We start from the raw sequence: 25,245 nt of genomic DNA, 5'->3' as shown, positions 1-25,245 counted from the left end.
CGATTAGAGAAAGCGTTATGACAAAAACTGCAACTGCGAAGGATAATGGGTCCTGCCCTGAGTGTGGGTCAGCATTAGTGATCCGCCGCGGTGGTCATGGCCCGTTTCTTGGTTGTTCTCATTACCCCGAATGCCAATATATGCGGCCGTTAAAGGCGCAGGCGGACGGACACATAGTTAAAGTGTTGGAAGGGCAGGAATGTCCGAAGTGTCAGGCGGTATTGGTGTTACGACAAGGGCGCTACGGTATGTTTATTGGCTGTAGCAAATATCCTGAATGTGACCATACCGAAGTTATCGATAAACCAGATGAAACATCTATTACTTGCCCACAATGCGGTAAGGGAAAACTGTTGCAACGTAAATCCCGTTTTGGAAAGGTTTTTCACGCTTGTAATCGCTATCCTGACTGCCAATTTGCGCTTAATCAGCAACCTATAGCCGGAGAATGTGCCCATTGCCACTACCCGCTTCTAATGGAAAAACGCACTGCGCAGGGCGTGAAGCGTTTTTGTGCTAGCAAATTATGTGGGAAACCAGTGGCAATCGAGTAAGAACCCATGTGTAAAGAAGATATCTCCCTTTTTGAAGGTGTACTGCAAGCTTTGCAGCAAGAAGACGTTATTGCCTATCCAACTGAGGCTGTATTCGGCCTGGGTTGCGATCCCGATAGTGAAAAAGCGGTAAATGCTTTGCTGGCGTTAAAACAGCGTCCCTGGCAGAAAGGGCTGATTCTGATTGCAGCAAATTATGAGCAACTCTTGCCTTATATTGATGACTCGCAGTTAGATGAAACGCAACGCGCAACAATATTTGCCAGCTGGCCCGGTCCGGTGACATGGGTTATTCCAGCCAGGAAAACGACGCCTCGTTGGCTGACGGGGCACTTTGACTCTCTGGCCGTTCGGGTTAGCGACCATCCCTTAGTGCAACAGTTGTGTACCTATTATGGAAAGCCTCTGGTTTCAACCAGCGCGAACCTCAGTGGGTTAGAGCCTTGCCGTACGGAAGAAGAGGTTCGAAAGCAGCTTGGAACCGATCTGGCAGTATTGTCCGGGCTGGTGGGCGGGCGTTTAAATCCATCTGAAATTCGTGATGCCCTCACCGGTGAGCGTTTCCGTCAAGGTTAAGGAAAGAGAGTGGAACAACCGTTTGCAGTTTTTGGCAATCCGATAGCCCATAGTAAGTCGCCGCGAATACATGCCCTTTTTGCCGCCCAAACGGGTATTGAGCATCATTACGGAACGGTGCTGGCTCCTCATGATGAGTTCGAAACAACGCTGGCTACGTTTTTTGCTCAGGGGGCGAAAGGTGCAAATATCACCACGCCATTTAAAGAGCGGGCTTATGCAGCATCGGCGGAGTTAACTGAGCGTGCCGAATTTGCCGGTGCGGTGAATACCTTAAAGGTTTTGGAAGATGGCCGCTTACTCGGAGATAACACCGATGGTATCGGTTTGCTCAGCGATCTGGAACGTTTGGAGCTGATCAAGCCGCAGGATCGTATCCTGCTGGTCGGTGCCGGTGGCGCTGCGCGTGGCGTTATCCTGCCTCTGCTTTCTTTTGGTTGTAAGATTGTTATTACTAACCGAACTTTTAGTCGGGCGCAGCAGTTATCCGAAGTGTTTAGGCACCTTGGCGAAATAGAAGCAGTAGAAATGGCAGATCTTGAAGGGCAGTGCTTCGATCTTGTTATTAATGCTACAGCTTCGGGCATTCATGGCGACGTTCCCGCACTCCCTGCTTCTCTTATTGCCCCAAACACTCGTTGTTACGATATGTTTTATCAACAGGGAGATACGCCCTTCCTTACTTGGGCCTCCGCGTTGGGAGCAACGCAGTATGCTGATGGTTTAGGAATGTTGGTAGGGCAGGCGGCGCATGCGTTTTATCTTTGGCATGGCGTGATGCCGGAGATTACGCCGGTATTAGCGCTTTTGAGCGAAGAACTCGGCCACTGATTGGCATAGGTGTCGTTTTATTTAGGCATCAGATATATGTCTATATAGAGGGAGTCTATTGTTTCCCTCTATATAGATAGAGAACAAGAAGGGGGGTATTACTTTTCTTCAGCCAGGTAATCATCCTTCCAACGTACATAGTTGTTTGCCGAGTAAATCAATCCTTCCAGCTCTGCGGGGGTTAACGGACGAATCTGCTTAGCCGGGCTTCCCATATAAAGGTAACCACTGACTAATCTTTTACCGGGCGCAACTAAACTGCCAGCGCCAATCATCACATCATCTTCTATAACCGCGCCATCCAGCAGAATCGAACCCATCCCGACTAATACGCGATTACCAATCGTGCAGCCGTGAAGCATCGCTTTATGTCCGACGGTCACGTCTTCGCCGATGATAAGAGGATGACCTGTAGGGTTGTATTCGGACTGATGGGTGACATGCAAGACGCTTCCATCCTGAATATTGGTGCGAGCACCAATTTTGACCTGATTTACATCGCCGCGAATAGCAACTAACGGCCACACGCTGACGTCATCACCGAGCAAAACATTGCCGATCACTACGCTCGATTTATCGATCATTACCTTCTGGCCAAGGATCGGAGTGTAATTTAGGTAACGACGAATAGAATCAGACATAACAAAGCCCCGTAATAAGATCATAATTTACTGGCAATACTATCCTTTGCTGGTGGAATTACAACCAGACAGCCGGTTGGATCGAGCCGAAAATGGCGGAGATCGTGCAAGATCTACCCGTAAGGAGCGAAAAGTATTCAAACAGTAGAAAAAGGCGAAAAAAGAGTTGTGCAAAAAATTCGACTCCCTATAATGCGCATCCATCGAGACGGCACACAGCGAATCAAGTAACTGAGTGGCCGGCAAAGAGAACAGAGAAATTCAACGAAATAAGTAGTTGACTCTGAGTGAGGAAAGCGTAATATGCGCACCTCGAGTTACCCACCGAAAGGTTGCTAACTCACTGCTCTTTAACAATTTATCAGACAATCTGTGTGGGCACTCGCAAGACGATATCAAAGCCTGTTTCGGCAGGCAGAAGAAATATCAAGTCTTGAAGAGTGACCAAAGCAGTGAACATTTGAACTTCGGTTCGAATGCATATTTGCAGAAAGTAATCTTTGAGCATCGCTACTTCGGTAGCAAATCAAACAAATCTTAAATTGAAGAGTTTGATCATGGCTCAGATTGAACGCTGGCGGCAGGCCTAACACATGCAAGTCGAGCGGCAGCGGAAAGTAGCTTGCTACTTTGCCGGCGAGCGGCGGACGGGTGAGTAATGTCTGGGAAACTGCCTGATGGAGGGGGATAACTACTGGAAACGGTAGCTAATACCGCATAACCTCGCAAGAGCAAAGTGGGGGACCTTAGGGCCTCACGCCATCGGATGTGCCCAGATGGGATTAGCTAGTAGGTGGGGTAATGGCTCACCTAGGCGACGATCCCTAGCTGGTCTGAGAGGATGACCAGCCACACTGGAACTGAGACACGGTCCAGACTCCTACGGGAGGCAGCAGTGGGGAATATTGCACAATGGGCGCAAGCCTGATGCAGCCATGCCGCGTGTGTGAAGAAGGCCTTCGGGTTGTAAAGCACTTTCAGCGAGGAGGAAGGCATTTCACCTAATACGTGAAGTGATTGACGTTACTCGCAGAAGAAGCACCGGCTAACTCCGTGCCAGCAGCCGCGGTAATACGGAGGGTGCAAGCGTTAATCGGAATTACTGGGCGTAAAGCGCACGCAGGCGGTTTGTTAAGTCAGATGTGAAATCCCCGAGCTTAACTTGGGAACTGCATTTGAAACTGGCAAGCTAGAGTCTTGTAGAGGGGGGTAGAATTCCAGGTGTAGCGGTGAAATGCGTAGAGATCTGGAGGAATACCGGTGGCGAAGGCGGCCCCCTGGACAAAGACTGACGCTCAGGTGCGAAAGCGTGGGGAGCAAACAGGATTAGATACCCTGGTAGTCCACGCTGTAAACGATGTCGACTTGGAGGTTGTGCCCTTGAGGCGTGGCTTCCGGAGCTAACGCGTTAAGTCGACCGCCTGGGGAGTACGGCCGCAAGGTTAAAACTCAAATGAATTGACGGGGGCCCGCACAAGCGGTGGAGCATGTGGTTTAATTCGATGCAACGCGAAGAACCTTACCTACTCTTGACATCCACAGAACGTAGCAGAGATGCTTCGGTGCCTTCGGGAACTGTGAGACAGGTGCTGCATGGCTGTCGTCAGCTCGTGTTGTGAAATGTTGGGTTAAGTCCCGCAACGAGCGCAACCCTTATCCTTTGTTGCCAGCACGTCATGGTGGGAACTCAAGGGAGACTGCCGGTGATAAACCGGAGGAAGGTGGGGATGACGTCAAGTCATCATGGCCCTTACGAGTAGGGCTACACACGTGCTACAATGGCAGATACAAAGTGAAGCGAACTCGCGAGAGCAAGCGGACCACATAAAGTCTGTCGTAGTCCGGATTGGAGTCTGCAACTCGACTCCATGAAGTCGGAATCGCTAGTAATCGTAGATCAGAATGCTACGGTGAATACGTTCCCGGGCCTTGTACACACCGCCCGTCACACCATGGGAGTGGGTTGCAAAAGAAGTAGGTAGCTTAACCTTCGGGAGGGCGCTTACCACTTTGTGATTCATGACTGGGGTGAAGTCGTAACAAGGTAACCGTAGGGGAACCTGCGGTTGGATCACCTCCTTACCTAATGATACGCATTGCGCAGTGTCCACACAGATTGTCTGATAGAAAGTAACGAGCAAATAAGGCCGGGCTGAGAGATTAGTCGGGCTTTAGTACCTTGTTGGGTCTGTAGCTCAGGTGGTTAGAGCGCACCCCTGATAAGGGTGAGGTCGGTGGTTCAAGTCCACTCAGACCCACCAACTCATCCCTGTAGTGCGTTACCGTCACATTCGTTTATAACAATAAACGTGCGTGTCTGCGCCTTGTCTGGACATGAGTTGCAGCAATAAGGTATTTGCTTTTTATATGGGGCTATAGCTCAGCTGGGAGAGCGCCTGCCTTGCACGCAGGAGGTCAGCGGTTCGCTCCCGCTTAGCTCCACCATATAAAACTATTTCAAAATATATTGCTGCCGCAAGGTGGACAGTATGTTGTGAAATATTGCTCTTTAACAATCTGGAACAAGCTGAAAATTGAAACACTGCAGCTAAAACTTGTCTCTCCGTAGATTTACCGAGACAAGGAGTCACCTGCAGGTAGAGTCTCTCAATAATCGCAGCACGATGATGTCGAAAGACACCTTCGGGTTGTGAGGTTAAGCGACTAAGCGTACACGGTGGATGCCTAGGCAGTCAGAGGCGATGAAGGGCGTGCTAATCTGCGAAAAGCGTCGGTAAGCTGATATGAAGCGTTACAACCGACGATACCCGAATGGGGAAACCCAGTGCAATTCGTTGCACTATCGTTAGATGAATACATAGTCTAACGAGGCGAACCGGGGGAACTGAAACATCTAAGTACCCCGAGGAAAAGAAATCAACCGAGATTCCCCTAGTAGCGGCGAGCGAACGGGGAGGAGCCCAGAGTCTGAATCAGTTTGTGTGTTAGTGGAAGCGTCTGGAAAGTCGCACGGTACAGGGTGATAGTCCCGTACACAAAAATGCACATGCTGTGAACTCGATGAGTAGGGCGGGACACGTGACATCCTGTCTGAATATGGGGGGACCATCCTCCAAGGCTAAATACTCCTGACTGACCGATAGTGAACCAGTACCGTGAGGGAAAGGCGAAAAGAACCCCGGCGAGGGGAGTGAAATAGAACCTGAAACCGTGTACGTACAAGCAGTGGGAGCACCTTCGTGGTGTGACTGCGTACCTTTTGTATAATGGGTCAGCGACTTATATTTTGTAGCAAGGTTAACCGTATAGGGGAGCCGTAGGGAAACCGAGTCTTAACTGGGCGTCTAGTTGCAAGGTATAGACCCGAAACCCGGTGATCTAGCCATGGGCAGGTTGAAGGTTGGGTAACACTAACTGGAGGACCGAACCGACTAATGTTGAAAAATTAGCGGATGACTTGTGGCTGGGGGTGAAAGGCCAATCAAACCGGGAGATAGCTGGTTCTCCCCGAAAGCTATTTAGGTAGCGCCTCGTGAACTCATCTTCGGGGGTAGAGCACTGTTTCGGCTAGGGGTCCATCCCGGATTACCAAACCGATGCAAACTCCGAATACCGAAGAATGTTATCACGGGAGACACACGGCGGGTGCTAACGTCCGTCGTGAAGAGGGAAACAACCCAGACCGCCAGCTAAGGTCCCAAAGTCATGGTTAAGTGGGAAACGATGTGGGAAGGCATAGACAGCCAGGATGTTGGCTTAGAAGCAGCCATCATTTAAAGAAAGCGTAATAGCTCACTGGTCGAGTCGGCCTGCGCGGAAGATGTAACGGGGCTAAACCATGCACCGAAGCTGCGGCAGCGACACTTAGGTGTTGTTGGGTAGGGGAGCGTTCTGTAAGCCGTTGAAGGTAGTCTGTGAGGACTGCTGGAGGTATCAGAAGTGCGAATGCTGACATAAGTAACGATAATGCGGGTGAAAAACCCGCACGCCGGAAGACCAAGGGTTCCTGTCCAACGTTAATCGGGGCAGGGTGAGTCGACCCCTAAGGCGAGGCTGAAAAGCGTAGTCGATGGGAAACAGGTTAATATTCCTGTACTTGGTGTTACTGCGAAGGGGGGACGGAGAAGGCTAGGCTAGCCGGGCGACGGTTGTCCCGGTTTAAGCGTGTAGGGGGGTATTCCTGGTAAATCCGGAAAACCATCAACCCTGAGGCGTGATGACGATGCACCACGGTGCAGAAGTAGTTGATGCCAAGCTTCCAGGAAAAGCCTCTAAGCATCAGGTAACATTAAATCGTACCCCAAACCGACACAGGTGGTCAGGTAGAGAATACTCAGGCGCTTGAGAGAACTCGGGTGAAGGAACTAGGCAAAATGGTGCCGTAACTTCGGGAGAAGGCACGCTGGCGCTAGGTGAAGAGACTTGCTCTCGGAGCTGAAGCCAGTCGCAGATACCAGCTGGCTGCAACTGTTTAATAAAAACACAGCACTGTGCAAACACGAAAGTGGACGTATACGGTGTGACGCCTGCCCGGTGCTGGAAGGTTAATTGATGGGGTCAGCCGCAAGGCGAAGCTCTTGATCGAAGCCCCAGTAAACGGCGGCCGTAACTATAACGGTCCTAAGGTAGCGAAATTCCTTGTCGGGTAAGTTCCGACCTGCACGAATGGCGTAATGATGGCCAGGCTGTCTCCACCCGAGACTCAGTGAAATTGAACTCGCTGTGAAGATGCAGTGTACCCGCGGCAAGACGGAAAGACCCCGTGAACCTTTACTATAGCTTGACACTGAACATTGAGCCTTGATGTGTAGGATAGGTGGGAGGCATCGAAGCGTGGACGCCAGTCTGCGTGGAGCCAACCTTGAAATACCACCCTTTAATGTTTGATGTTCTAACTCGGCCCCATAATCTGGGGTGAGGACAGTGTCTGGTGGGTAGTTTGACTGGGGCGGTCTCCTCCCAAAGAGTAACGGAGGAGCACGAAGGTTAGCTAATCACGGTCGGACATCGTGAGGTTAGTGCAAAGGCATAAGCTAGCTTGACTGCGAGAGTGACGGCTCGAGCAGGTACGAAAGTAGGTCTTAGTGATCCGGTGGTTCTGAATGGAAGGGCCATCGCTCAACGGATAAAAGGTACTCCGGGGATAACAGGCTGATACCGCCCAAGAGTTCATATCGACGGCGGTGTTTGGCACCTCGATGTCGGCTCATCACATCCTGGGGCTGAAGTAGGTCCCAAGGGTATGGCTGTTCGCCATTTAAAGTGGTACGCGAGCTGGGTTTAGAACGTCGTGAGACAGTTCGGTCCCTATCTGCCGTGGGCGTTGGAAGATTGAGAGGGGCTGCTCCTAGTACGAGAGGACCGGAGTGGACGCATCACTGGTGTTCGGGTTGTCATGCCAATGGCATTGCCCGGTAGCTAAATGCGGAAAAGATAAGCGCTGAAAGCATCTAAGCGCGAAACTTGCCTCAAGATGAGTCTTCCCTGGGGCTTCAAGCCCCCTGAAGGAACGTTAAAGACTATGGCGTTGATAGGCTGGGTGTGTAAGTGCAGCGATGCATTGAGCTAACCAGTACTAATGATCCGTGAGGCTTAACCTTACAGCACCGAAGGTGTTTTAGAGAGCGTTTTGATTTTCAGCATTGTTAACAGATTGGATTGACTGGCTGTGTGGTGTAAATCACGTGGCGGGTTGATTGAAACAGAATTTGCCTGGCGGCAATAGCGCGGTGGTCCCACCTGATCCCATGCCGAACTCAGAAGTGAAACGCCGTAGCGCCGATGGTAGTGTGGGGTCTCCCCATGCGAGAGTAGGACACTGCCAGGCATCAAATTTAGTTGTGCTGATATGGCTCAGTTGGTAGAGCGCACCCTTGGTAAGGGTGAGGTCCCCAGTTCGACTCTGGGTATCAGCACCAGTTATATGGGTTTAAGTTCGGCACTTAGAAAAGAATTTACCTGGCGGTAATAGCGCGGTGGTCCCACCTGACCCCATGCCGAACTCAGAAGTGAAACGCCGTAGCGCCGATGGTAGTGTGGGGTCTCCCCATGCGAGAGTAGGACACTGCCAGGTATCAAATAAACAAACGAGGCCATCCTAACGGATGGCCTTTTTTGTATCTGAAATTTGTCAAAATATCAGCAGTAATACGCACCTATTTTAACTTTCTCTAAATCTATATAGTACTCTCTGAGTAGTTTCCTCGATTTATCGGCGTCACTTGTCGCCACAATCTAGCAACCTTATAAATATAAACCTTTATAAAATAGAGCCATTGGTGAGATCTTAATACTTCCTTGGTTTTATAAGTAACGAGTCACTCTCTGGCGCCCAGAATAACTGCATTAATTATTTTAATTAATCCGGTGCTAGGATATTGAGTGGCTGTATCGCCTTTGATGATGCAATATTGCCAACATAATCACCATAACTCACTGATTTTGTCTATTTATTGTTGTTAATATGCATGATTAGTCAGCTTTATACGATGTTAACCAATTTCACTGGTGCGCCAATAGCTAAATAATATTTATGTTTTTTGGTTATTTGTTCCTATCATTGAGGGTGATTTTGCAATCAGGCTAAATGCGAGGCCGCGCTGCGGAAGTAAAGGACAGCAGCGCATTGGTTTAATACCGCAATGAAACATTTTCAGGTTGTTGTTGATCACTCGACTTTGTATTTGGAAAAAGTTATCTTCAGGTGTCTGGAAGTCTAAACGTATAAACGGATATATTGAGGATGTAGGCATGCCAATTCGGGTCCCTGATGAACTACCTGCGGTGAGTTTCTTGCGTAATGAGAATGTTTTTGTGATGACTTCATCAAGAGCTAAAACTCAGGAAATTCGACCGCTAAAAGTATTGGTGCTGAATCTAATGCCTAAGAAGATAGAAACGGAAAATCAGTTTTTACGTTTACTGTCGAACTCGCCCCTGCAAGTGGATATTCAATTGCTACGAGTGGATAGCCGCGAATCGAAAAATACGCCAGCGGAGCATCTGAATAACTTCTATTGCGATTTTGAAGAGATTAAAAATCAGAATTTTGATGGACTTATCGTAACCGGCGCTCCTCTTGGGTTAGTGGATTTCAGCGATGTTGCCTATTGGCCGCAGATAGAACGCATTATCACCTGGGCCAAGGATCATGTGACATCAACGCTATTTGTCTGCTGGGCAGTGCAGGCCGCCTTAAACATTCTCTATGGGATTCCCAAACTAACTCGTAAGGAAAAATTGTCTGGGATTTATCGCCATCAAACCCTGAAACCTTTGGCGTTATTGACCCGTGGTTTTGATGAAAGCTTCTTTGCCCCTCATTCCCGTTATGCAGATTTTCCGATTGAGATTTTGCAGCAATACACCGATCTGGATATTCTGGCGGCTTCCGATGAGGCCGGTGCTTATCTGTTTGCCAGTAAGGATAAAAGAGTCGCTTTCGTTACCGGCCATCCGGAATACGATGTGGATACGCTGGCAGGGGAATATGCGCGGGATCGGGCTGCGGGTCTGGAACCTGCTGTCCCACTGAATTACTTCCCACAGAATGATCCTACGCAGCGCCCATTAGCCTCATGGCGTAGCCATGGACACTTATTATTTGCCAATTGGCTCAATTATTATGTCTATCAGATTACGCCGTTCGATCTACGTCAAATGAACCCGACTCTCGACTGATTTCATCTTTATATGGCGGCTGAATCGATGCCGCCTAACCATTTCTTCTGCTATTCTGCATAAACAATCCCTTTCCAACTGGTCTAATCTCTATATTAAACAATATGTTACAACGGAATTTTGTCATTTATGGAATGCCTTTCCTGAAGTGTGTATTTTGTTATTTGTGTTAATCAATTGATAAATAAAGATTAAATAAATATTTAATATAAAAATGGAAATCGTTTTTGATTTTCATGATTAATTGATTATTCTTAATTCTGTTGGGGTGAAAAACGACCAGAAAATCTTGCCGCCAATGACTCATAAAATGCGTCTCAGGCGGTAAGTACGCCGCTTGTGCGTTGGTGTATATGCCGTCAGATTGGGATGAGGAAAGGGTAATGACACAACAGTTAGTAGGCACGGAGTTAGTCTTCACGCAGAAGTTTTCCACTGCGGAGCGTCAGGTATTGACCGCTCAGGCCATCGAGTTTTTAACGGAATTGGTTGCTGAATTCTCAGAACGTCGCTGTCAACTCCTTGCTGCACGCGAGAAATGGCAACATGGCATTGATAATGGCGGATTGCCGGACTTTATTTCGGAAACCACTTCCATTCGCAATGGTGACTGGAAAATTCAGAATATCCCTGCTGATTTACAGGATCGTCGGGTTGAGATAACCGGCCCGGTAGAGCGCAAAATGGTGATTAACGCGCTGAATGCTAATGTGAAAGTCTTCATGGCAGATTTTGAAGATTCGCTGGCACCGAGTTGGGATAAAGTGATTGAAGGTCAAATTAACCTGCATGATGCGGTGAAAGGAACTATTTCTTATACCAATGAATCAGGCAAGATTTACCAGCTAAAACCAAATCCGGCGGTTTTGATTGCGCGAGTGCGCGGCCTGCATTTACCTGAAAAACACGTGACTTATCAGGGAGAAGCTATCTCTGGTGGTCTGTTCGATTTCGCCCTTTATTTCTTACATAATTATGAACACCTGCTGGCGAATGGTAGTGGCCCTTATTTCTATCTGCCCAAAATGCAGTCCTACCAAGAAGCTGCCTGGTGGAGCGACGTCTTTACCTTTACGGAACAGCGCTTTGGTTTGCCGCAGGGAACCATTAAAGCCACGGTATTAATCGAAACATTGCCTGCAGTGTTTCAGATGGACGAAATCCTATATCACCTGCGTCACCACATTGTTGGCCTTAACTGCGGACGCTGGGATTACATTTTCAGCTATATCAAAACATTGAAGAATCATAGCGATCGCGTTTTGCCCGATCGTCAATCCGTCACCATGACTCAACCTTTCCTCAGCGCATACTCTCGCCTGCTGATAAAAACCTGCCATAAGCGCGGTGCGTTGGCTATGGGGGGAATGGCGGCCTTTATTCCGAGTAAAGACGCAGAGAAGAACGCTTGGGTGTTGGATAAAGTCCGAGCCGATAAAGAATTGGAAGCCACTAATGGCCACGATGGCACCTGGGTTGCGCATCCGGGGTTGGCAGATACGGTGATGGAAGTATTTAATCGCGTATTAGGGAATCGTCCGAATCAATTGGAAGTGAGTCGTGCACAGGATAAACCTATTACCGCCGCTGAATTGCTAGAGCCCTGTTCTGGTGAAAGAACCGAAGAAGGTATGCGCGCCAATATCCGCGTGGCGGTGCAATACATTGAAGCCTGGATCTCCGGTAACGGCTGCGTACCTATCTATGGACTGATGGAAGATGCTGCGACGGCTGAGATATCCCGTACCTCTATCTGGCAATGGATTCACCACCAAAAATCCCTGAGTAACGGGAAAAAAGTCACTAAAGAATTGTTCCGCACAATGTTGAGTGAAGAAATGCAGGTTGTTAAGCAAGAGCTTGGTTCCGAACGCTTTGATTCCGGCCGCTTTAAAGAAGCCGCTCAGTTGATGGAACGTATAACAACACAAGACGAGCTGATCGACTTCCTGACCCTGCCTGGCTACGCGCTGCTGGCATAACCCTACAAATTAATAATAAGGATAAGAACAATGACTACCTCTCGTGCTCAACAAATCAAGCAATTGGAACAAGACTGGAAATCAGCGCGCTGGGAAGGGATTACCCGTCCTTACAGCGCTGAAGAAGTGATTAAATTGCGCGGCTCGGTCAATCCGGAATGCACGCTGGCGCAGCACGGTGCGCAAAAACTGTGGGATTTATTGCATGGTGGCGCTCGTAAAGGCTACATCAACTGTTTGGGCGCATTAACCGGCGGTCAGGCTTTGCAGCAGGCTAAGGCCGGTGTGGAAGCTATTTATTTGTCCGGTTGGCAGGTCGCGGCAGATGCCAATACCGCATCCAGCATGTATCCGGACCAGTCTTTATATCCGGTAGATTCGGTTCCTGCCGTAGTTAAACGCATTAATAACAGTTTCCGCCGAGCTGACCAAATCCAATGGTCGAATAATATCGAGCCGGGTACTCAAGGTTATACCGATTATTTCCTGCCGATTGTGGCTGATGCGGAAGCTGGTTTTGGCGGTGTGTTAAATGCTTTTGAACTGATGAAAGCCATGATTGAAGCCGGTGCAGCGGGCGTTCACTTCGAAGATCAGCTGGCGGCAGTGAAGAAATGTGGGCACATGGGCGGCAAGGTATTGGTACCAACTCAGGAAGCTATTCAGAAACTGGTTGCTGCGCGCTTGGCGGCGGACGTATTGGGTGTACCGACCTTATTGATCGCTCGTACCGATGCTGATGCGGCGGATCTGTTGACTTCCGACTGCGATCCTTACGATCGTGAATTTATCAGCGGCGAACGTACCGCCGAAGGCTTCTTCCGCACTCACGCCGGTATTGAGCAGGCGATTAGCCGTGGTCTGGCTTATGCCCCTTATGCAGATTTGGTGTGGTGCGAAACTTCTACGCCGGACTTGGCGCTGGCGAAGCGTTTTGCCGATGCGGTTCACGCTAAATTCCCAGGTAAATTGCTGGCTTATAACTGCTCGCCGTCCTTTAACTGGAAAAAGAATCTTAGCGATAAGCAAATTGCCAGCTTCCAGGAAGATCTGGCTGCAATGGGCTACAAATATCAGTTTATTACGCTGGCCGGTATTCACAGCATGTGGTTCAACATGTTCGACCTGGCGCACGCCTATGCTCAGGGCGAAGGAATGAAGCATTACGTAGAGAAAGTGCAACAGCCTGAATTTGCCTCGGTGGATCGTGGCTATACCTTTGCTTCCCATCAGCAGGAAGTAGGGACCGGTTACTTTGATAAAGTGACCAATATCATTCAGGGTGGCGAATCTTCAGTAACGGCGCTGACCGGATCGACAGAAGAGCAGCAGTTCTAATCCTACTGCCGAACTAGCAATCATTGTTAACCGGAGCCTGCGTATGCAGGCTCTGTTCCGTGTAGCGGGAGGTGAGCATGGCAATAAGCTTAGAGCAGTTAATCGCCCAAACTATTTTGCAGGGTTTTGATGCACAGTATGGCCGCTTTCTGGAAGTGACCGCAGGCGCTCAGCAGCGCTTTGAGCAGGCCGACTGGCAAGCGATTCAGCAAGCCATGAAAAAGCGAATTCATCTCTATGATCACCACGTTGGACTGGTGGTGGAGCAACTAAAACGCATTACCGGCAGCGGAAGTTTTGACGCCGAATTTCTGGCGCGGGTAAAAGCTATCTATACCGATCTATTGCCGGATTATCCACGTTTCGAAATAGCCGAAAGCTTTTTTAACTCGGTTTATTGCCGCCTGTTTAAACACCGTGAGTTAACTCAGGACAAGCTCTTTGTTTTCAGCTCCCAGCCGGAACGACGTTTTCGCGATATTCCACGGCCATTGGCGCGGGATTTTACGCCAGAGCAGGGTTTATCTGCGATGTTGCAGACGATATTGAATGATTTACCCCTTCGTTTACCTTGGGAAAATCTGCCCAGAGACATTGAATATATCGTTGCTGCGCTCCAACAGGCATTTAGCCCGCAGCAACTGGCTACCGCTCGCTTCCAGATTGCCAACGAACTGTTTTATCGTAATAAAGCGGCGTGGCTAGTGGGAAAGCTCAGATTGTCTGACGGAGTACATCCGTTCTTACTGCCGATTCATCACAATGAATCGGCAGCATTATTTATTGACACCTGCCTGACCAGCAAAGCCGAGGCCAGTATTGTGTTTGGTTTCGCTCGCTCCTATTTCATGGTTTATGCCCCGTTGCCAGCGGCGATGGTGGAATGGCTAAGGGAAATTTTACCGGGCAAATCTACCGCCGAATTGTATATGGCGATAGGCTGTCAAAAGCACGGAAAAACCGAAAGCTACCGCGAATATCTCACCTATGTGCATCAATCCGATGAGCAGTTTATTGTTGCTCCAGGGGTGAAAGGCATGGTCATGCTGGTATTTACTTTGCCGTCCTTCGATCGGGTATTCAAAGTGATTAAAGACCAGTTTGCTCCGCAAAAAGAGGTCAGCCAGGCGCGAGTGCAGGAGTGCTATCAGTTAGTTAAAGAGCATGACCGCGTTGGGCGCATGGCGGATACTCAGGAATTTGAAAATTTTGTTATCGATAAGAATCGTATCAGTCAGGAACTGCTGGCCGAGCTACGGCTGGAAGTGCCGGAAAAACTGGAAGATTTAGGCGACCAAATTGTGATTAAGCATCTGTATATGGAGCGGCGCATGATACCGCTGAATATCTATATGGAGCAGGCTAATGAGCGGCAGTTATGGGACGCGATTGAAGAATACGGCAATGCGATAAAACAGCTAGCCGCAGCAAATATTTTCCCCGGCGACATGCTGTTTAAAAACTTTGGCGTCACGCGCCACGGACGCGTCGTTTTCTACGATTACGATGAAATTTGTTATATGACCGAAGTGAATTTCCGTGATATTCCTCCGCCGCGCTATCCGGAGGACGAAATGGCTAGCGAGCCTTGGTACAGCGTTTCTCCAAATGATGTTTTTCCTGAAGAGTTCCGCCATTTTCTTTGCAGCGATCCGCAAGTCAGAGCCTGCTTTGAAGAGATGCACGAGGATTTATTCCACGCTGAATACTGGCGCGGTTTGCAACAGCGTATTCGTCATGGGCATGTGGAGGATGTTTTCGCCTATCGGCGTAAGCAGCGCTTCTCACAACGGATTATAGGGTGATTTTTGCCCCACTAGCGGCGCGCGAGTGAGGCATTTTACTTAGCGATTACCGCCGCCGTAGGATTGCGTAATTTCTTTGGCGGCGTGAATAACCAGCGCCCCTAGCTCGGTCACGCGGTCATCGGTGATGCGTGAAACCGGCCCAGAAATAGAGATAGCGGCGAAGGCTTCATGATGTTCGTCATACAGACAGGCAGCGATACAACGCAAGCCCAGCGCATGTTCTTCATCATCGAAGGAATAGCCCTGCTTGCGAATTTGCGCCAAATTCTCTTTTAAACTGACCGGATTCGTGCGGGTGTGTTGGGTGTAGGCGTGCAGACCTTTTTTATGGAGTAGCTGCACCAGCTTTTCATCTGACAGAGTCGACAAGAACGCTTTTCCTGCACCGGAAGCATGCATGGGAAGCTTACCGCCAATAGGAGCAGACATACGCATCAGCGCGGTACATTGCACCTGATCGATAATGATCGCCTGATAATCGCTGTGATCCAATACCGCCAGATTGACGGTTTCGCCGGATTCATCCATCAAACGCCGCAGAATCGGATGTACCATGGCCAGTAGATTGCGGCTTTGTAAAAAGCTGCTGCCAACGACAAACGCTTGCGCGCCCATGGTCCACAGCCCTAAATCTCCCACCTGACGTACGAAGCCCTGCTGTTGCATAGTAGTCAGCAAGCGGTGAGTCGTTGAATTAGGTAAACCGGCCTGTTGTGCCAGATCCGTCAGAGCAACCTGACCTTGGGATTCGGAAATATATTCCAGTAATTTAAGGCCGCGAGTCAATGATTGAACCTGACCGGTAGCCGCTGCTGATGTAGCTCCACTAGCCTTTGTTTTCTTTCCCCGTTTAATGGGAATCGGTATCGTCATAAATCAGCTCCCTGGAAATATAATGGAATTCATTTTCGTTTTATAATTATGCATGCTAATGGGCCAAAACGCTCATCCGATGTGTGCAGATTTCTACCTGAAAAAGTCTCAACTTCCCGTCGACTCATTAGCCTTATAACTTGTGCTAGGATGGCTTGCTGGCTTTTGCAGCAGTTCCGATAGGTTAAACGGCTCTGAAATATGGGCTGGGATGATATTTGGCAGGGCATCGAGGCGAAGAGGCGACAGTGACAAATCGAGTAGAAAAACTGCACCAGCAGCTGGCAAAACGTATTTTAGTATTAGATGGCGGCATGGGCACCATGATCCAGAGCTATCGTCTGGAAGAAGCCGATTATCGCGGAGAACGTTTTGCGGATTGGCCGAGCGATCTGAAAGGAAATAACGATCTATTGGTTCTCTCCAAGCCCGAAGTGATTACCGCCATTCACAATGCTTATCTTGAAGCCGGTGCGGATATTCTTGAAACCAATACCTTTAACTCCACCACCATTGCTATGGCGGATTATCAAATGGAGTCGCTCTCGGCAGAGATTAACTACGAGGCCGCCCGACTAGCCCGACTCTGCGCCGATGAATGGACCGCCCGAACGCCGGATAAACCGCGCTACGTTGCCGGTGTGCTTGGCCCGACTAACCGAACTGCCTCTATTTCTCCCAAGGTTAACGATCCGGCTTTCCGTAACGTTAGCTTCGATCAATTGGTGGAAGCCTACCGCGAATCCACCCGAGCGCTGGTGGAGGGCGGCGTCGATATTATTATGATTGAAACGGTGTTCGATACCCTGAACGCCAAAGCCGCAACTTTTGCGGTAGAAACCGAATTTGAAGCCTTGGGCGTGGTGCTGCCGGTAATGGTATCTGGCACCATCACCGATGCCTCTGGCCGCACGCTTTCCGGGCAAACCACCGAAGCTTTTTATAATTCATTGCGCCACGTAAAACCGCTGTCATTCGGCCTGAACTGCGCTTTGGGGCCGGATGAGTTACGCCAGTATGTGGCTGAGTTATCCAGAATTTCAGAGTGTTACGTTAGTGCTCATCCCAACGCTGGCTTACCGAATGCTTTTGGTGAATACGATCTGGACGCCAAAGAAATGGCTGAGCATATCGCTGAATGGGCGCGATCAGGCTTTCTGAATATCGTTGGTGGCTGCTGTGGGACTACGCCGCGTCATATTGCCGCGATGGTAAAAGCCGTCGCTGGCATGCCGCCGCGCGCATTACCGCAGATTCCGGTCGCCTGCCGTCTGGCTGGGTTGGAACCCTTAACCATTGATGCCAATACGTTATTTGTCAACGTGGGCGAACGAACCAACGTGACCGGCTCTGCTCGTTTCAAACGGCTGATTAAGGAAGAGAAATACGCTGAAGCTTTAGATGTGGCTCGCCAGCAGGTAGAAAGCGGTGCGCAAATCATTGATATCAATATGGATGAAGGCATGTTGGATGCGGAAGCGGCGATGGTGCGTTTCCTGAATCTGATTGCCGGTGAACCGGATATTGCCCGCGTACCTATCATGATCGATTCCTCGAAATGGGACGTGATCGAAAAGGGGCTTAAGTGCATTCAGGGCAAAGGAATTGTTAACTCGATTTCGATGAAGGAAGGCGAGGCAGCCTTTATTCATCACGCTAAATTGGTACGTCGTTACGGTGCGGCCATGGTAGTGATGGCTTTTGATGAAGCTGGGCAGGCCGATACTCGCGCGCGCAAAATCGAGATTTGTCGTCGCGCCTATAAGCTGCTGACGGAAACCGTCGGCTTCCCGCCGGAAGATATTATTTTTGACCCAAATATCTTTGCTGTTGCTACTGGTATTGAAGAACATAATAACTATGCCGTTGATTTTATTGAGGCCTGTGCGGATATTAAAGGCGAGCTGCCTCACGCCCTCATTTCAGGCGGCGTTTCCAACGTTTCTTTCTCGTTCCGTGGCAACGACCCGGTACGTGAAGCGATCCATGCGGTTTTCCTGTATTACGCCATTCGCAGCGGCATGGATATGGGGATAGTCAACGCAGGTCAATTGGCAATTTACGACGATTTATCCGATGAATTGCGTGATGCGGTTGAAGATGTGATTCTGAACCGCCGTAATGACAGCACCGAGCGACTGCTGGATATCGCCGAAAAGTTTCGTGGCAGCAAAAGTGATGAAGTTGCGGTGCAGCAGGCGGAATGGCGAGGCTGGCCGGTGGTGAAACGGTTGGAATATTCGTTGGTGAAAGGCATTACCGAATTTATCGAACTGGATACCGAAGAGGCTCGTCAGGAAGCCGACAGACCGATTGAAGTGATTGAAGGCCCGTTAATGGCCGGCATGAACGTGGTGGGTGATTTGTTTGGCGAGGGCAAAATGTTTCTGCCACAGGTGGTGAAATCCGCCCGGGTGATGAAACAGGCCGTGGCCTATTTGGAACCTTATATTGAGGCCAGTAAGCAGAAAGGCACCACCGCCGGCAAGATCCTGCTGGCGACGGTTAAAGGCGATGTGCATGACATCGGTAAAAACATTGTTGGCGTGGTTCTACAGTGTAATAACTACGAAATTATCGATTTGGGTGTCATGGTGCCAACCGAGAAAATCCTGCGCACTGCGCGAGAGGAAAAAGTCGATATTATCGGTTTATCCGGTCTGATTACCCCGTCGCTGGATGAAATGGTTAACGTAGCCAAAGAGATGGAACGCCAGGGCTTTACCTTGCCGTTGCTCATTGGTGGCGCAACCACGTCCAAAGCGCATACGGCGGTTAAGATTGAGCAAAACTACAGCGGCTCAACCACTTACGTTTCTAATGCTTCTCGTAGTGTTGGGGTGGTATCGGCGTTGCTTTCGGACGCGCAACGGGACGAATTTATTGCTAAAACTCGCAAAGAGTATGAAACCGTCCGTATTCAGCATGCGCGTAAAAAACCGCGGACGCCGCCGGTCAGCCTGCAAGCTGCGCGGGATAACGCTACGGTGATTGACTGGGAAAATTATACGCCGCCGGTAGTCCATAAGCTTGGGGTTCAGCAGGTCGAAGCCAGCATTGAAACACTGCGAAATTATATCGATTGGACACCATTCTTTATGACCTGGTCGTTGGCCGGCAAGTATCCGCGCATTTTGGAAGATGAAGTGGTGGGAGAAGAGGCTAAGCGTCTGTTTGCTGATGCAAATCAGATGCTGGATAAGCTCTCATCAGAAGGATCATTGCATCCTAAAGGCGTGGTGGGTCTGTTCCCTGCCAATCGGGTGGGTGATGATATTGAGATTTATCGGGATGAACGTCGCGATGACGTGCTGCTGGTGAGCCACCATTTGCGGCAGCAAACGGAAAAAAATGACTTCCCTAATTATTGTCTGGCGGATTACGTTGCGCCAAAAACCAGCGGTAAAGCTGACTACATCGGCGCTTTTGCCGTGACCGGTGGACTGGAGGAAGATGCTCTGGCGGAGGCTTACGATGCTCAGCATGATGATTACAATAAAATCATGATTAAAGCCTTATCCGATCGTTTGGCGGAGGCTTTTGCCGAATATCTGCATGAGCGGGTGCGCAAGGTGTACTGGGGCTTTGCGCCAAATGAAAACCTGAGTAATGAAGAATTGGTGCGGGAAAACTATCAGGGGATTCGTCCGGCTCCGGGTTATCCGGCCTGTCCGGAACACACGGAAAAAGGGCAAATCTGGAAGCTGCTGGACGTGGAGACTCACACCGGAATGAAACTGACTGAATCCTACGCCATGTGGCCAGGAGCCTCGGTTTCAGGCTGGTATTTCAGCCATCCAGAAAGCAAATACTTTGCCGTAGCGCAGATTCAGCGAGATCAGGTAGAAGACTACGCGGCGCGAAAAGGGATGCCGATAGCCGAAGTCGAGCGCTGGCTGGCCCCTAATCTGGGTTACGATGCAGATTGATAAATGAGTGTGAGTGCTAAAAGAAACCGGCGTGCCAGATAGGCAGCGCCGGTTTTTCATGTTCAGGTGGGGTTTTAGGCGCAGATAATGTCCCTAAAACCCCTTTGATTCAGCTTTGATTACTCGGTTTCTTCAGCCTTATCATCCTTTTTGCCTTCTTCAATTCCACCCTTTACATCACGGTTTTCAGACTTGGTATGGGCCTGAATAAACGGAGTGTTGCCACTCAATACATCTTTCGCACCGCCGGTGAGCAAACCAGAAACGGTTGGCGCAAGGTTAAAGCCGCCGCCGCCCTGATAGTTGTTACCTTTGACTTCCTGTAACTCAAGAGCTTTGGTTTTCAGTTCAACTTTGCCTTGATCACTGCTCAGTTTTCCGCCGTTTAACAAGGTGTTACCTTTCACGTTCAGCGTTACGCCTTCTTTACCGCTGATCGCTGAGGTTTCGTTAATGGCATCGTTATTTACCACGTTAGCGTTAACTTTGAAGTGACCATCCAGACCAATTTCTTCTGCCGGGCCAACGACTTTGTTTTTCACTTTGTTACCCGCCCAACGAGCGCCTTTATCCCAAACCGCGCTGTCAGTTTTTTCCTCAACCAATTTCTCTGGCAAGGTCACTTTATCGTTGGCTTTACTAAAGCTCACGGCATTGGTGGTGTCTTGCTTAGGGTCGTTTTTGTGAGCGAACTTATTGTACTTATCTTCAACCTTATCAAAGGCTTTGTTAGCTTTGGTTTCCAAGGCGTTTTTGATTTTTTCCTTCCCTACCGGGCTGGCATCAGAAACGCGAGTTACCAGATTATCTTCTTTTTTATTGGTGTGGCTTAAACCTAAATCCACGCCAACGTTGACACCGGTTTCACGATCTTTGCGGCTTTCGACACGCAGATCGCCACCTACATCCCCGCTCACTTTATCCGCAGTCACTGTGGCACCAGCCAGCGTGGTGTCTTTTCCGCTGTTCAACGTCAGATTACCGGTATTAATCTTGGTATTCTGTTGTTTAACCGCATCTTTTTTCTCAACGCCGACGTTGATACCCGCGCTAACGTTATGAGAGTCTTTGCCAGATTCGCTGTCGACTACGCCTTTGTCATTCTTATCATAAGATTGAGAAATGCCTGCGCTGCCTTTCAGACCCAAATTCCAGTTGTTTTTCTTCTCTTCGTTTTGCGCTGACTCCAGCACTATGCCACCTTTTTTAGCATCCAGAACCGTTGCTTTACTGGTGACTTCGGTGCCTTGCAAATGGATAGCCTGTTTGTCATCGCTGCCGGATTCAATCTTCAGCGTCCCTTTGCTGTCGATTTTACTACCCTGACGAGTCGTGGCTGATTCATCAACTTTATCGAAGTTAACGTCGCCGCCCAGATTGAAACCACCGCCGCTCTTGGTTTCAGAATCGGTACTGCTGGTGCCGACATTGATGTTGCCAGACAGCTTGGTATTTTCCTTGCTGCTGGTGGATTCAGCTGCTTGCAAATCAACCTTGCCCGCGGCTTTCAGCGTGACATTGCCGGTTGGCTGCTCTTTGCTACCAATCTGGCTGCCTTTCAGCGTTAAATCACGGCCGGAATCCAGTTCTACGCCTTGTTTACCCGCCAACTGACTCACTTTGGCATCGGAAGTGCTGCTGCTGCCGTTGTCTATACCGCCGCCCAAACCAATGCCGAAGTTGTTGCTCTCTGGCGTGCTGCCGCCTTTGGCAGAAAGCTTAACGTTAAAGCCTTTATGGTTCTCGCTGCTGGTATCCGTGGCCTGATCGAATTTGATGTCCCCGCCGGCTTTGACGCTGGTTTTACCCGCGCCTGCGTCCAGAGAGGTGCCCTGATAAGTCGCGTCCTCTTTGACCTTGATACTAATGCCATCGGCCGCTTTAATCTTGCCGGTGACCGCGTTGCTGGCGTCTTTTTCGCTACGGGTAGTACCGCCTTCGCCTTTAGCATCGGCACTGATATCGCTGCCAGTGGAGGTATAAACACGTAGATCTGCGTTACCTTTGGTCTCACGGCTATTAACGGTTTCAGTATTGGCTGCCGCTTCGCTGGTGTGGCTTTGGGCTTCAATGGTTACGCCGCCTTTAGTGGCTTCGTATTGCGTGCCCTGATCTTTCACTGTGCCTGTGGTTTTCGTGGCAACGCTGCCAGCCTGAACGGAAGTAACGAGCGCTTTTGAGCTGTTTTTAGTGACATCGCTGCTGCTGCCGTTGGCTCCGACATCGATACCAAGGTTCGGCAGGCCAATATCACCCAAATCGTTAGCGGCACCGAGAATGTCCAGTTTAGCAATCTTATCAATCGCTTTTTCTGCCGGACGAGTAATGCCGCTGTAATCAACGTTAGCGCCGACTTCAGCACCGATTGTTAACGTTTCAGTTTTGCTGTTTTTGGTATTTTTAGCTGCGAGGTTATTCACATTCGCTGCTTCCTGCGTCAGTTTCTCCCCCACTTTATGCTGAGTGCCTTGGTTGGTCAGATCGCCTTTTGCCTCAACGGTAAAGTTTCCCGCTACGTTGGAGCTGGATGCCGCGGCTTTGTTCGCGTCAGTGTGAGTTTTGCTATTTTCATAGCCAACTTCTACACCGCTGCCCGCTTTATCAATACCGCCAGTGTAGTAAACGCCGCCGCCAACTTTTGTGCTGGTTTTGTCGCTGGTGGTTTTGTCTTCTGCAGCCAGAAAAGCAACGTTATTACCGCTGATTTTAGCGTCGTCTTTGGTCGTTTCCAGTTTCGAGCCAGTAAAGGTAACGTCTTTATCGGATTCGATTTTTACGCTGCCGCCGCTGAGGGTTGCCGCTTTATTCTTGGTGCTGTCGGTTTTTTCTGTTTCGCTGGTATGCTCAATGCGCAGGCCGGCACGATATTGTTTATCGCTATGTTCTTTGGCATAGGCATCGACTTTCAGCGATGTGGTTTTTTCGTCAATCTTTTGCTGTTCAACGGCTGATTTAACATTCAGATTGCCCAGCGTTTTAATCCCTAACTCATCGGCGCTATTGACCAGACTGCCAACGATAGTCGTATCTTGCTGACTAAACAGTTTTAAATCTGCATCAGATTTCAGTTCGCTACCGGTAGATTGCTCGGTAGAGTTATTCGCTTTCTTCGAATCTTTAGTGATATTGAAAACGGTACCGGTGCGTTGATCCACTTTCTCGGTGGTTAAGCTAATGGCGTTATCAATGACCAGACCGCCATTCTTGGTTTCAACGAATGCGCCTTCTTTGGCGGTGACTTTACTACCAGTAACCTTAACGCCTTGATTACCGGATACCAGAAGTTTCCCATTGCTAGAAAAATCAGAGGCATGGCTGACTTCTTTCTTATTGCCATTATCCTTATCATCTCCGCCGCCGATACCGCCCCAAACCACGATATCGTTCTTCACGGTTTTCTGGTTGGCTGTTTTCTGTACATCGATATTGATTTGTTTGTCTGCGGTGACAATCAGGTCTTTTTTAGCTCGAACTTCCGCGCCTTTACTGGTGATATTACCGCCCGCGGAGAGGCCTAAATTACCGGTTACGGCGTTGAGTTTTGCGGTTTTAAGATTTTCCGTCGTAGTGCTATTGGACCAGCTACCCGTCAGTAATTTGCTGGTGTCATTTTTACGTTTGCCATTTTCGCGGACGGTTTGTGATTCAGTTAAACCCGATAGATGCAGATCGTTTTTTGCATTGATGCTGAGATCGTTGTTGGCATAGACCTGGCTACCGCTGATCACGATATCGCCTTCGTCAGCCATTAATTTTGCATTTCGATGTGCATGAATCTCAGTGCCAACTTGTTCAACTTTCTCGTTTTCTTTATTGGTATTGCGACGCCAGGCACCACGATCCCGATTATCAGTATGGCCGTCGGTTTGTGTGAGTTTTTGCCCATCTAGCTTAAGGTTAGCGCCTTGCAGAGTGACATCGCGGCCTTGGACATATGCGCCGGTCAGCGTATTGTTTTGCTTGGCAACAATCGAAATATCATTACCTGAAATGCTGGTTTCCTGAAGGCGCTGGCTGCTATCGCGGTTGTTAACGTATTTGCCGCTCCACCAGGTATCGTAGTTATCGCTATCATTACGGCTGTGACTATCGGAGATGATTTTGCCTTTGGATACGATGTTTTTACCCGTTAATCTGATATCGGCGCCTTTTAATTTGGCTGCCTCTAACTCGAGATTGCCTTTCGATGCAACATCGATATCCCCAACGGTGACCTGACCGTTAGCTAAACGAAAGGTATCGATTTCATTGCCGATTTTGACACCGCTTCCTTCGGCTGTGCTGATCAGGCGAATACGGCCAGCTTGCATACTACCAAGGTAGTAGCTGTCTAATGCGCCCGCTTTTTGAGTGTTTCTGCTTTCCAGAATCTCGCCTTTGGCTGAGACACGGTTTTCGCCGGTCAGAGCATAAACCTGCTCCGGTGAGGAAATATGGCCTTCGGCGCTGATGCGTGGTGCAATCAGATCCAGAGCGCTATCCGCATCCAGTCCGCCTTTGCCTATTGAGAGCGCATGGGTATTGTTGAAGGTGTTAAAGCCATTCAGCTCCCCTTTTTCAACCAGCGGATTCCCTACCACCAACGAAGAGCGGTTGGTATTGATAAAACCGCAGCCATCACAGGTGATACCGTTCGGGTTAGCAAGCACATAATCAGCGGCCATGCCGAAGATTTCCTGTTTCCCTAATAGTAAAGAAGGATTACGGCTAATCACTTCATTCAGAATGATTTTTGCAGCGTTACTGCCCAGATTGGCGTTGGCATTAAGCTGACCGGCCAGTTGAGAGGTGCCGTCGGTTAAGGAGTTATTTAGCACTGCGCCGGGTTTATTGACGTTAAAGCTATCGTATTGGTTATGAGACAAACCTGATGCTGAAGGAGCAACAATGTCGACTACCGCAGCGCCGTTGGCAGCGCTGCTGATGGTTGGGTTATGGGCTGCGTCACCGGCCCCGACGATATCGGCGGCGTAGGCTGCACCCAATGAGGCGAAAATAATCGCCAAAGAGGCAACCAGTTTTCCTGCGGGTGACAGTTTGAATTTTTTAGTTTTCATCCGTGTATCTCCTAG

Annotated in this window: 11 protein-coding genes, 3 tRNA genes and 4 rRNA genes; 15 read left to right on the top strand and 3 right to left on the bottom strand. The window is 49.3% G+C overall.

Features of this window, described 5'->3' with window-relative positions; genetic code table 11:
* The first annotated feature begins 17 nt into the window (after window positions 1-17).
* From PL78_RS11170 to aroE, 3 genes are read left to right on the top strand one after another with little or no spacing between them, the layout of a single operon-like run.
* The gene (locus PL78_RS11170; RefSeq protein WP_064515555.1) at window positions 18-554 is read left to right on the top strand and encodes a DNA topoisomerase family protein; all 537 of its coding nucleotides are present in this window, start codon (window positions 18-20) and stop codon (window positions 552-554) included.
* A 6-nt stretch (window positions 555-560) separates the two neighbouring features.
* Entirely contained in the window at window positions 561-1,130 is a 570-nt protein-coding gene (gene tsaC / locus PL78_RS11165) for an L-threonylcarbamoyladenylate synthase type 1 TsaC (protein ID WP_064515553.1), read from the top strand.
* Window positions 1,131-1,139: 9 nt separating this feature from the next.
* Window positions 1,140-1,961 (top strand): shikimate dehydrogenase, encoded by an 822-nt coding sequence (gene aroE / locus PL78_RS11160; protein WP_064515551.1) that lies wholly within the window; start codon window positions 1,140-1,142, stop codon window positions 1,959-1,961.
* A 98-nt stretch (window positions 1,962-2,059) separates the two neighbouring features.
* Here aroE and PL78_RS11155 read toward each other — a convergent pair whose 3' ends face one another.
* Window positions 2,060-2,602 carry a gamma carbonic anhydrase family protein gene (locus PL78_RS11155; protein ID WP_064518392.1) on the bottom strand — a complete coding sequence of 181 codons (543 nt, stop codon included), beginning with the start codon at window positions 2,600-2,602 and terminating at the stop codon, window positions 2,060-2,062.
* 539 nt (window positions 2,603-3,141) lie between these two features.
* Here PL78_RS11155 and PL78_RS11150 point away from each other — a divergent pair.
* From PL78_RS11150 to aceK, 11 genes are all read left to right on the top strand, one after another.
* Window positions 3,142-4,684: ribosomal RNA gene (locus PL78_RS11150) — 16S ribosomal RNA — on the top strand.
* 102 nt (window positions 4,685-4,786) lie between these two features.
* Window positions 4,787-4,863, top strand: a tRNA-Ile gene (locus PL78_RS11145).
* A gap of 108 nt (window positions 4,864-4,971) precedes the next feature.
* A tRNA-Ala gene (locus PL78_RS11140) sits at window positions 4,972-5,047 on the top strand.
* 209 nt (window positions 5,048-5,256) lie between these two features.
* Window positions 5,257-8,163, top strand: a 23S ribosomal RNA gene (locus PL78_RS11135).
* Between the two features lie 111 nt (window positions 8,164-8,274).
* A 5S ribosomal RNA gene (rrf, locus tag PL78_RS11130) occupies window positions 8,275-8,390 on the top strand.
* A gap of 15 nt (window positions 8,391-8,405) precedes the next feature.
* Window positions 8,406-8,481, top strand: a tRNA-Thr gene (locus tag PL78_RS11125).
* Between the two features lie 39 nt (window positions 8,482-8,520).
* Window positions 8,521-8,636: ribosomal RNA gene (gene rrf / locus PL78_RS11120) — 5S ribosomal RNA — on the top strand.
* Together the 16S, 23S and 5S rRNA genes with 3 tRNA genes alongside form the textbook arrangement of a ribosomal RNA operon.
* Before the next feature lie 677 nt (window positions 8,637-9,313).
* Window positions 9,314-10,243: a homoserine O-acetyltransferase MetA gene (gene metA, locus PL78_RS11115; RefSeq protein WP_064515549.1), complete on the top strand. Its 930-nt coding sequence runs from the start codon at window positions 9,314-9,316 to the stop codon at window positions 10,241-10,243.
* A gap of 383 nt (window positions 10,244-10,626) precedes the next feature.
* Window positions 10,627-12,225 carry a malate synthase A gene (gene aceB, locus PL78_RS11110; protein ID WP_064515547.1) on the top strand — a complete coding sequence of 533 codons (1,599 nt, stop codon included), beginning with the start codon at window positions 10,627-10,629 and terminating at the stop codon, window positions 12,223-12,225.
* Between the two features lie 30 nt (window positions 12,226-12,255).
* Window positions 12,256-13,563: an isocitrate lyase gene (gene aceA / locus PL78_RS11105; protein ID WP_064515544.1), complete on the top strand. Its 1,308-nt coding sequence runs from the start codon at window positions 12,256-12,258 to the stop codon at window positions 13,561-13,563.
* 77 nt (window positions 13,564-13,640) lie between these two features.
* Complete coding sequence (gene aceK / locus PL78_RS11100) at window positions 13,641-15,368, top strand: bifunctional isocitrate dehydrogenase kinase/phosphatase (RefSeq protein ID WP_064515542.1); 1,728 nt, start codon at window positions 13,641-13,643, stop codon at window positions 15,366-15,368.
* Window positions 15,369-15,407: 39 nt separating this feature from the next.
* Here the strand turns inward: aceK and iclR are convergent, their stop codons facing one another.
* On the bottom strand, window positions 15,408-16,244 hold the full coding sequence (gene iclR, locus PL78_RS11095) for a glyoxylate bypass operon transcriptional repressor IclR (protein WP_064515540.1): 837 nt from the start codon (window positions 16,242-16,244) through the stop codon (window positions 15,408-15,410).
* Between the two features lie 248 nt (window positions 16,245-16,492).
* Between iclR and metH the strand changes: the two genes are divergently transcribed.
* On the top strand, window positions 16,493-20,173 hold the full coding sequence (metH, locus tag PL78_RS11090; protein ID WP_128821803.1) for a methionine synthase: 3,681 nt from the start codon (window positions 16,493-16,495) through the stop codon (window positions 20,171-20,173).
* A gap of 119 nt (window positions 20,174-20,292) precedes the next feature.
* Here the strand turns inward: metH and PL78_RS11085 are convergent, their stop codons facing one another.
* Complete coding sequence (locus PL78_RS11085; RefSeq protein WP_064515536.1) at window positions 20,293-25,230, bottom strand: hemagglutinin repeat-containing protein; 4,938 nt, start codon at window positions 25,228-25,230, stop codon at window positions 20,293-20,295.
* Window positions 25,231-25,245: the final 15 nt, after the last annotated feature.

The organism is Yersinia entomophaga (assembly GCF_001656035.1).
GTDB lineage: Bacteria > Pseudomonadota > Gammaproteobacteria > Enterobacterales > Enterobacteriaceae > Yersinia > Yersinia entomophaga.
Note: the sequence above shows the minus strand (reverse complement) of the source record. Positions and strands in the feature narration are given on the sequence as shown.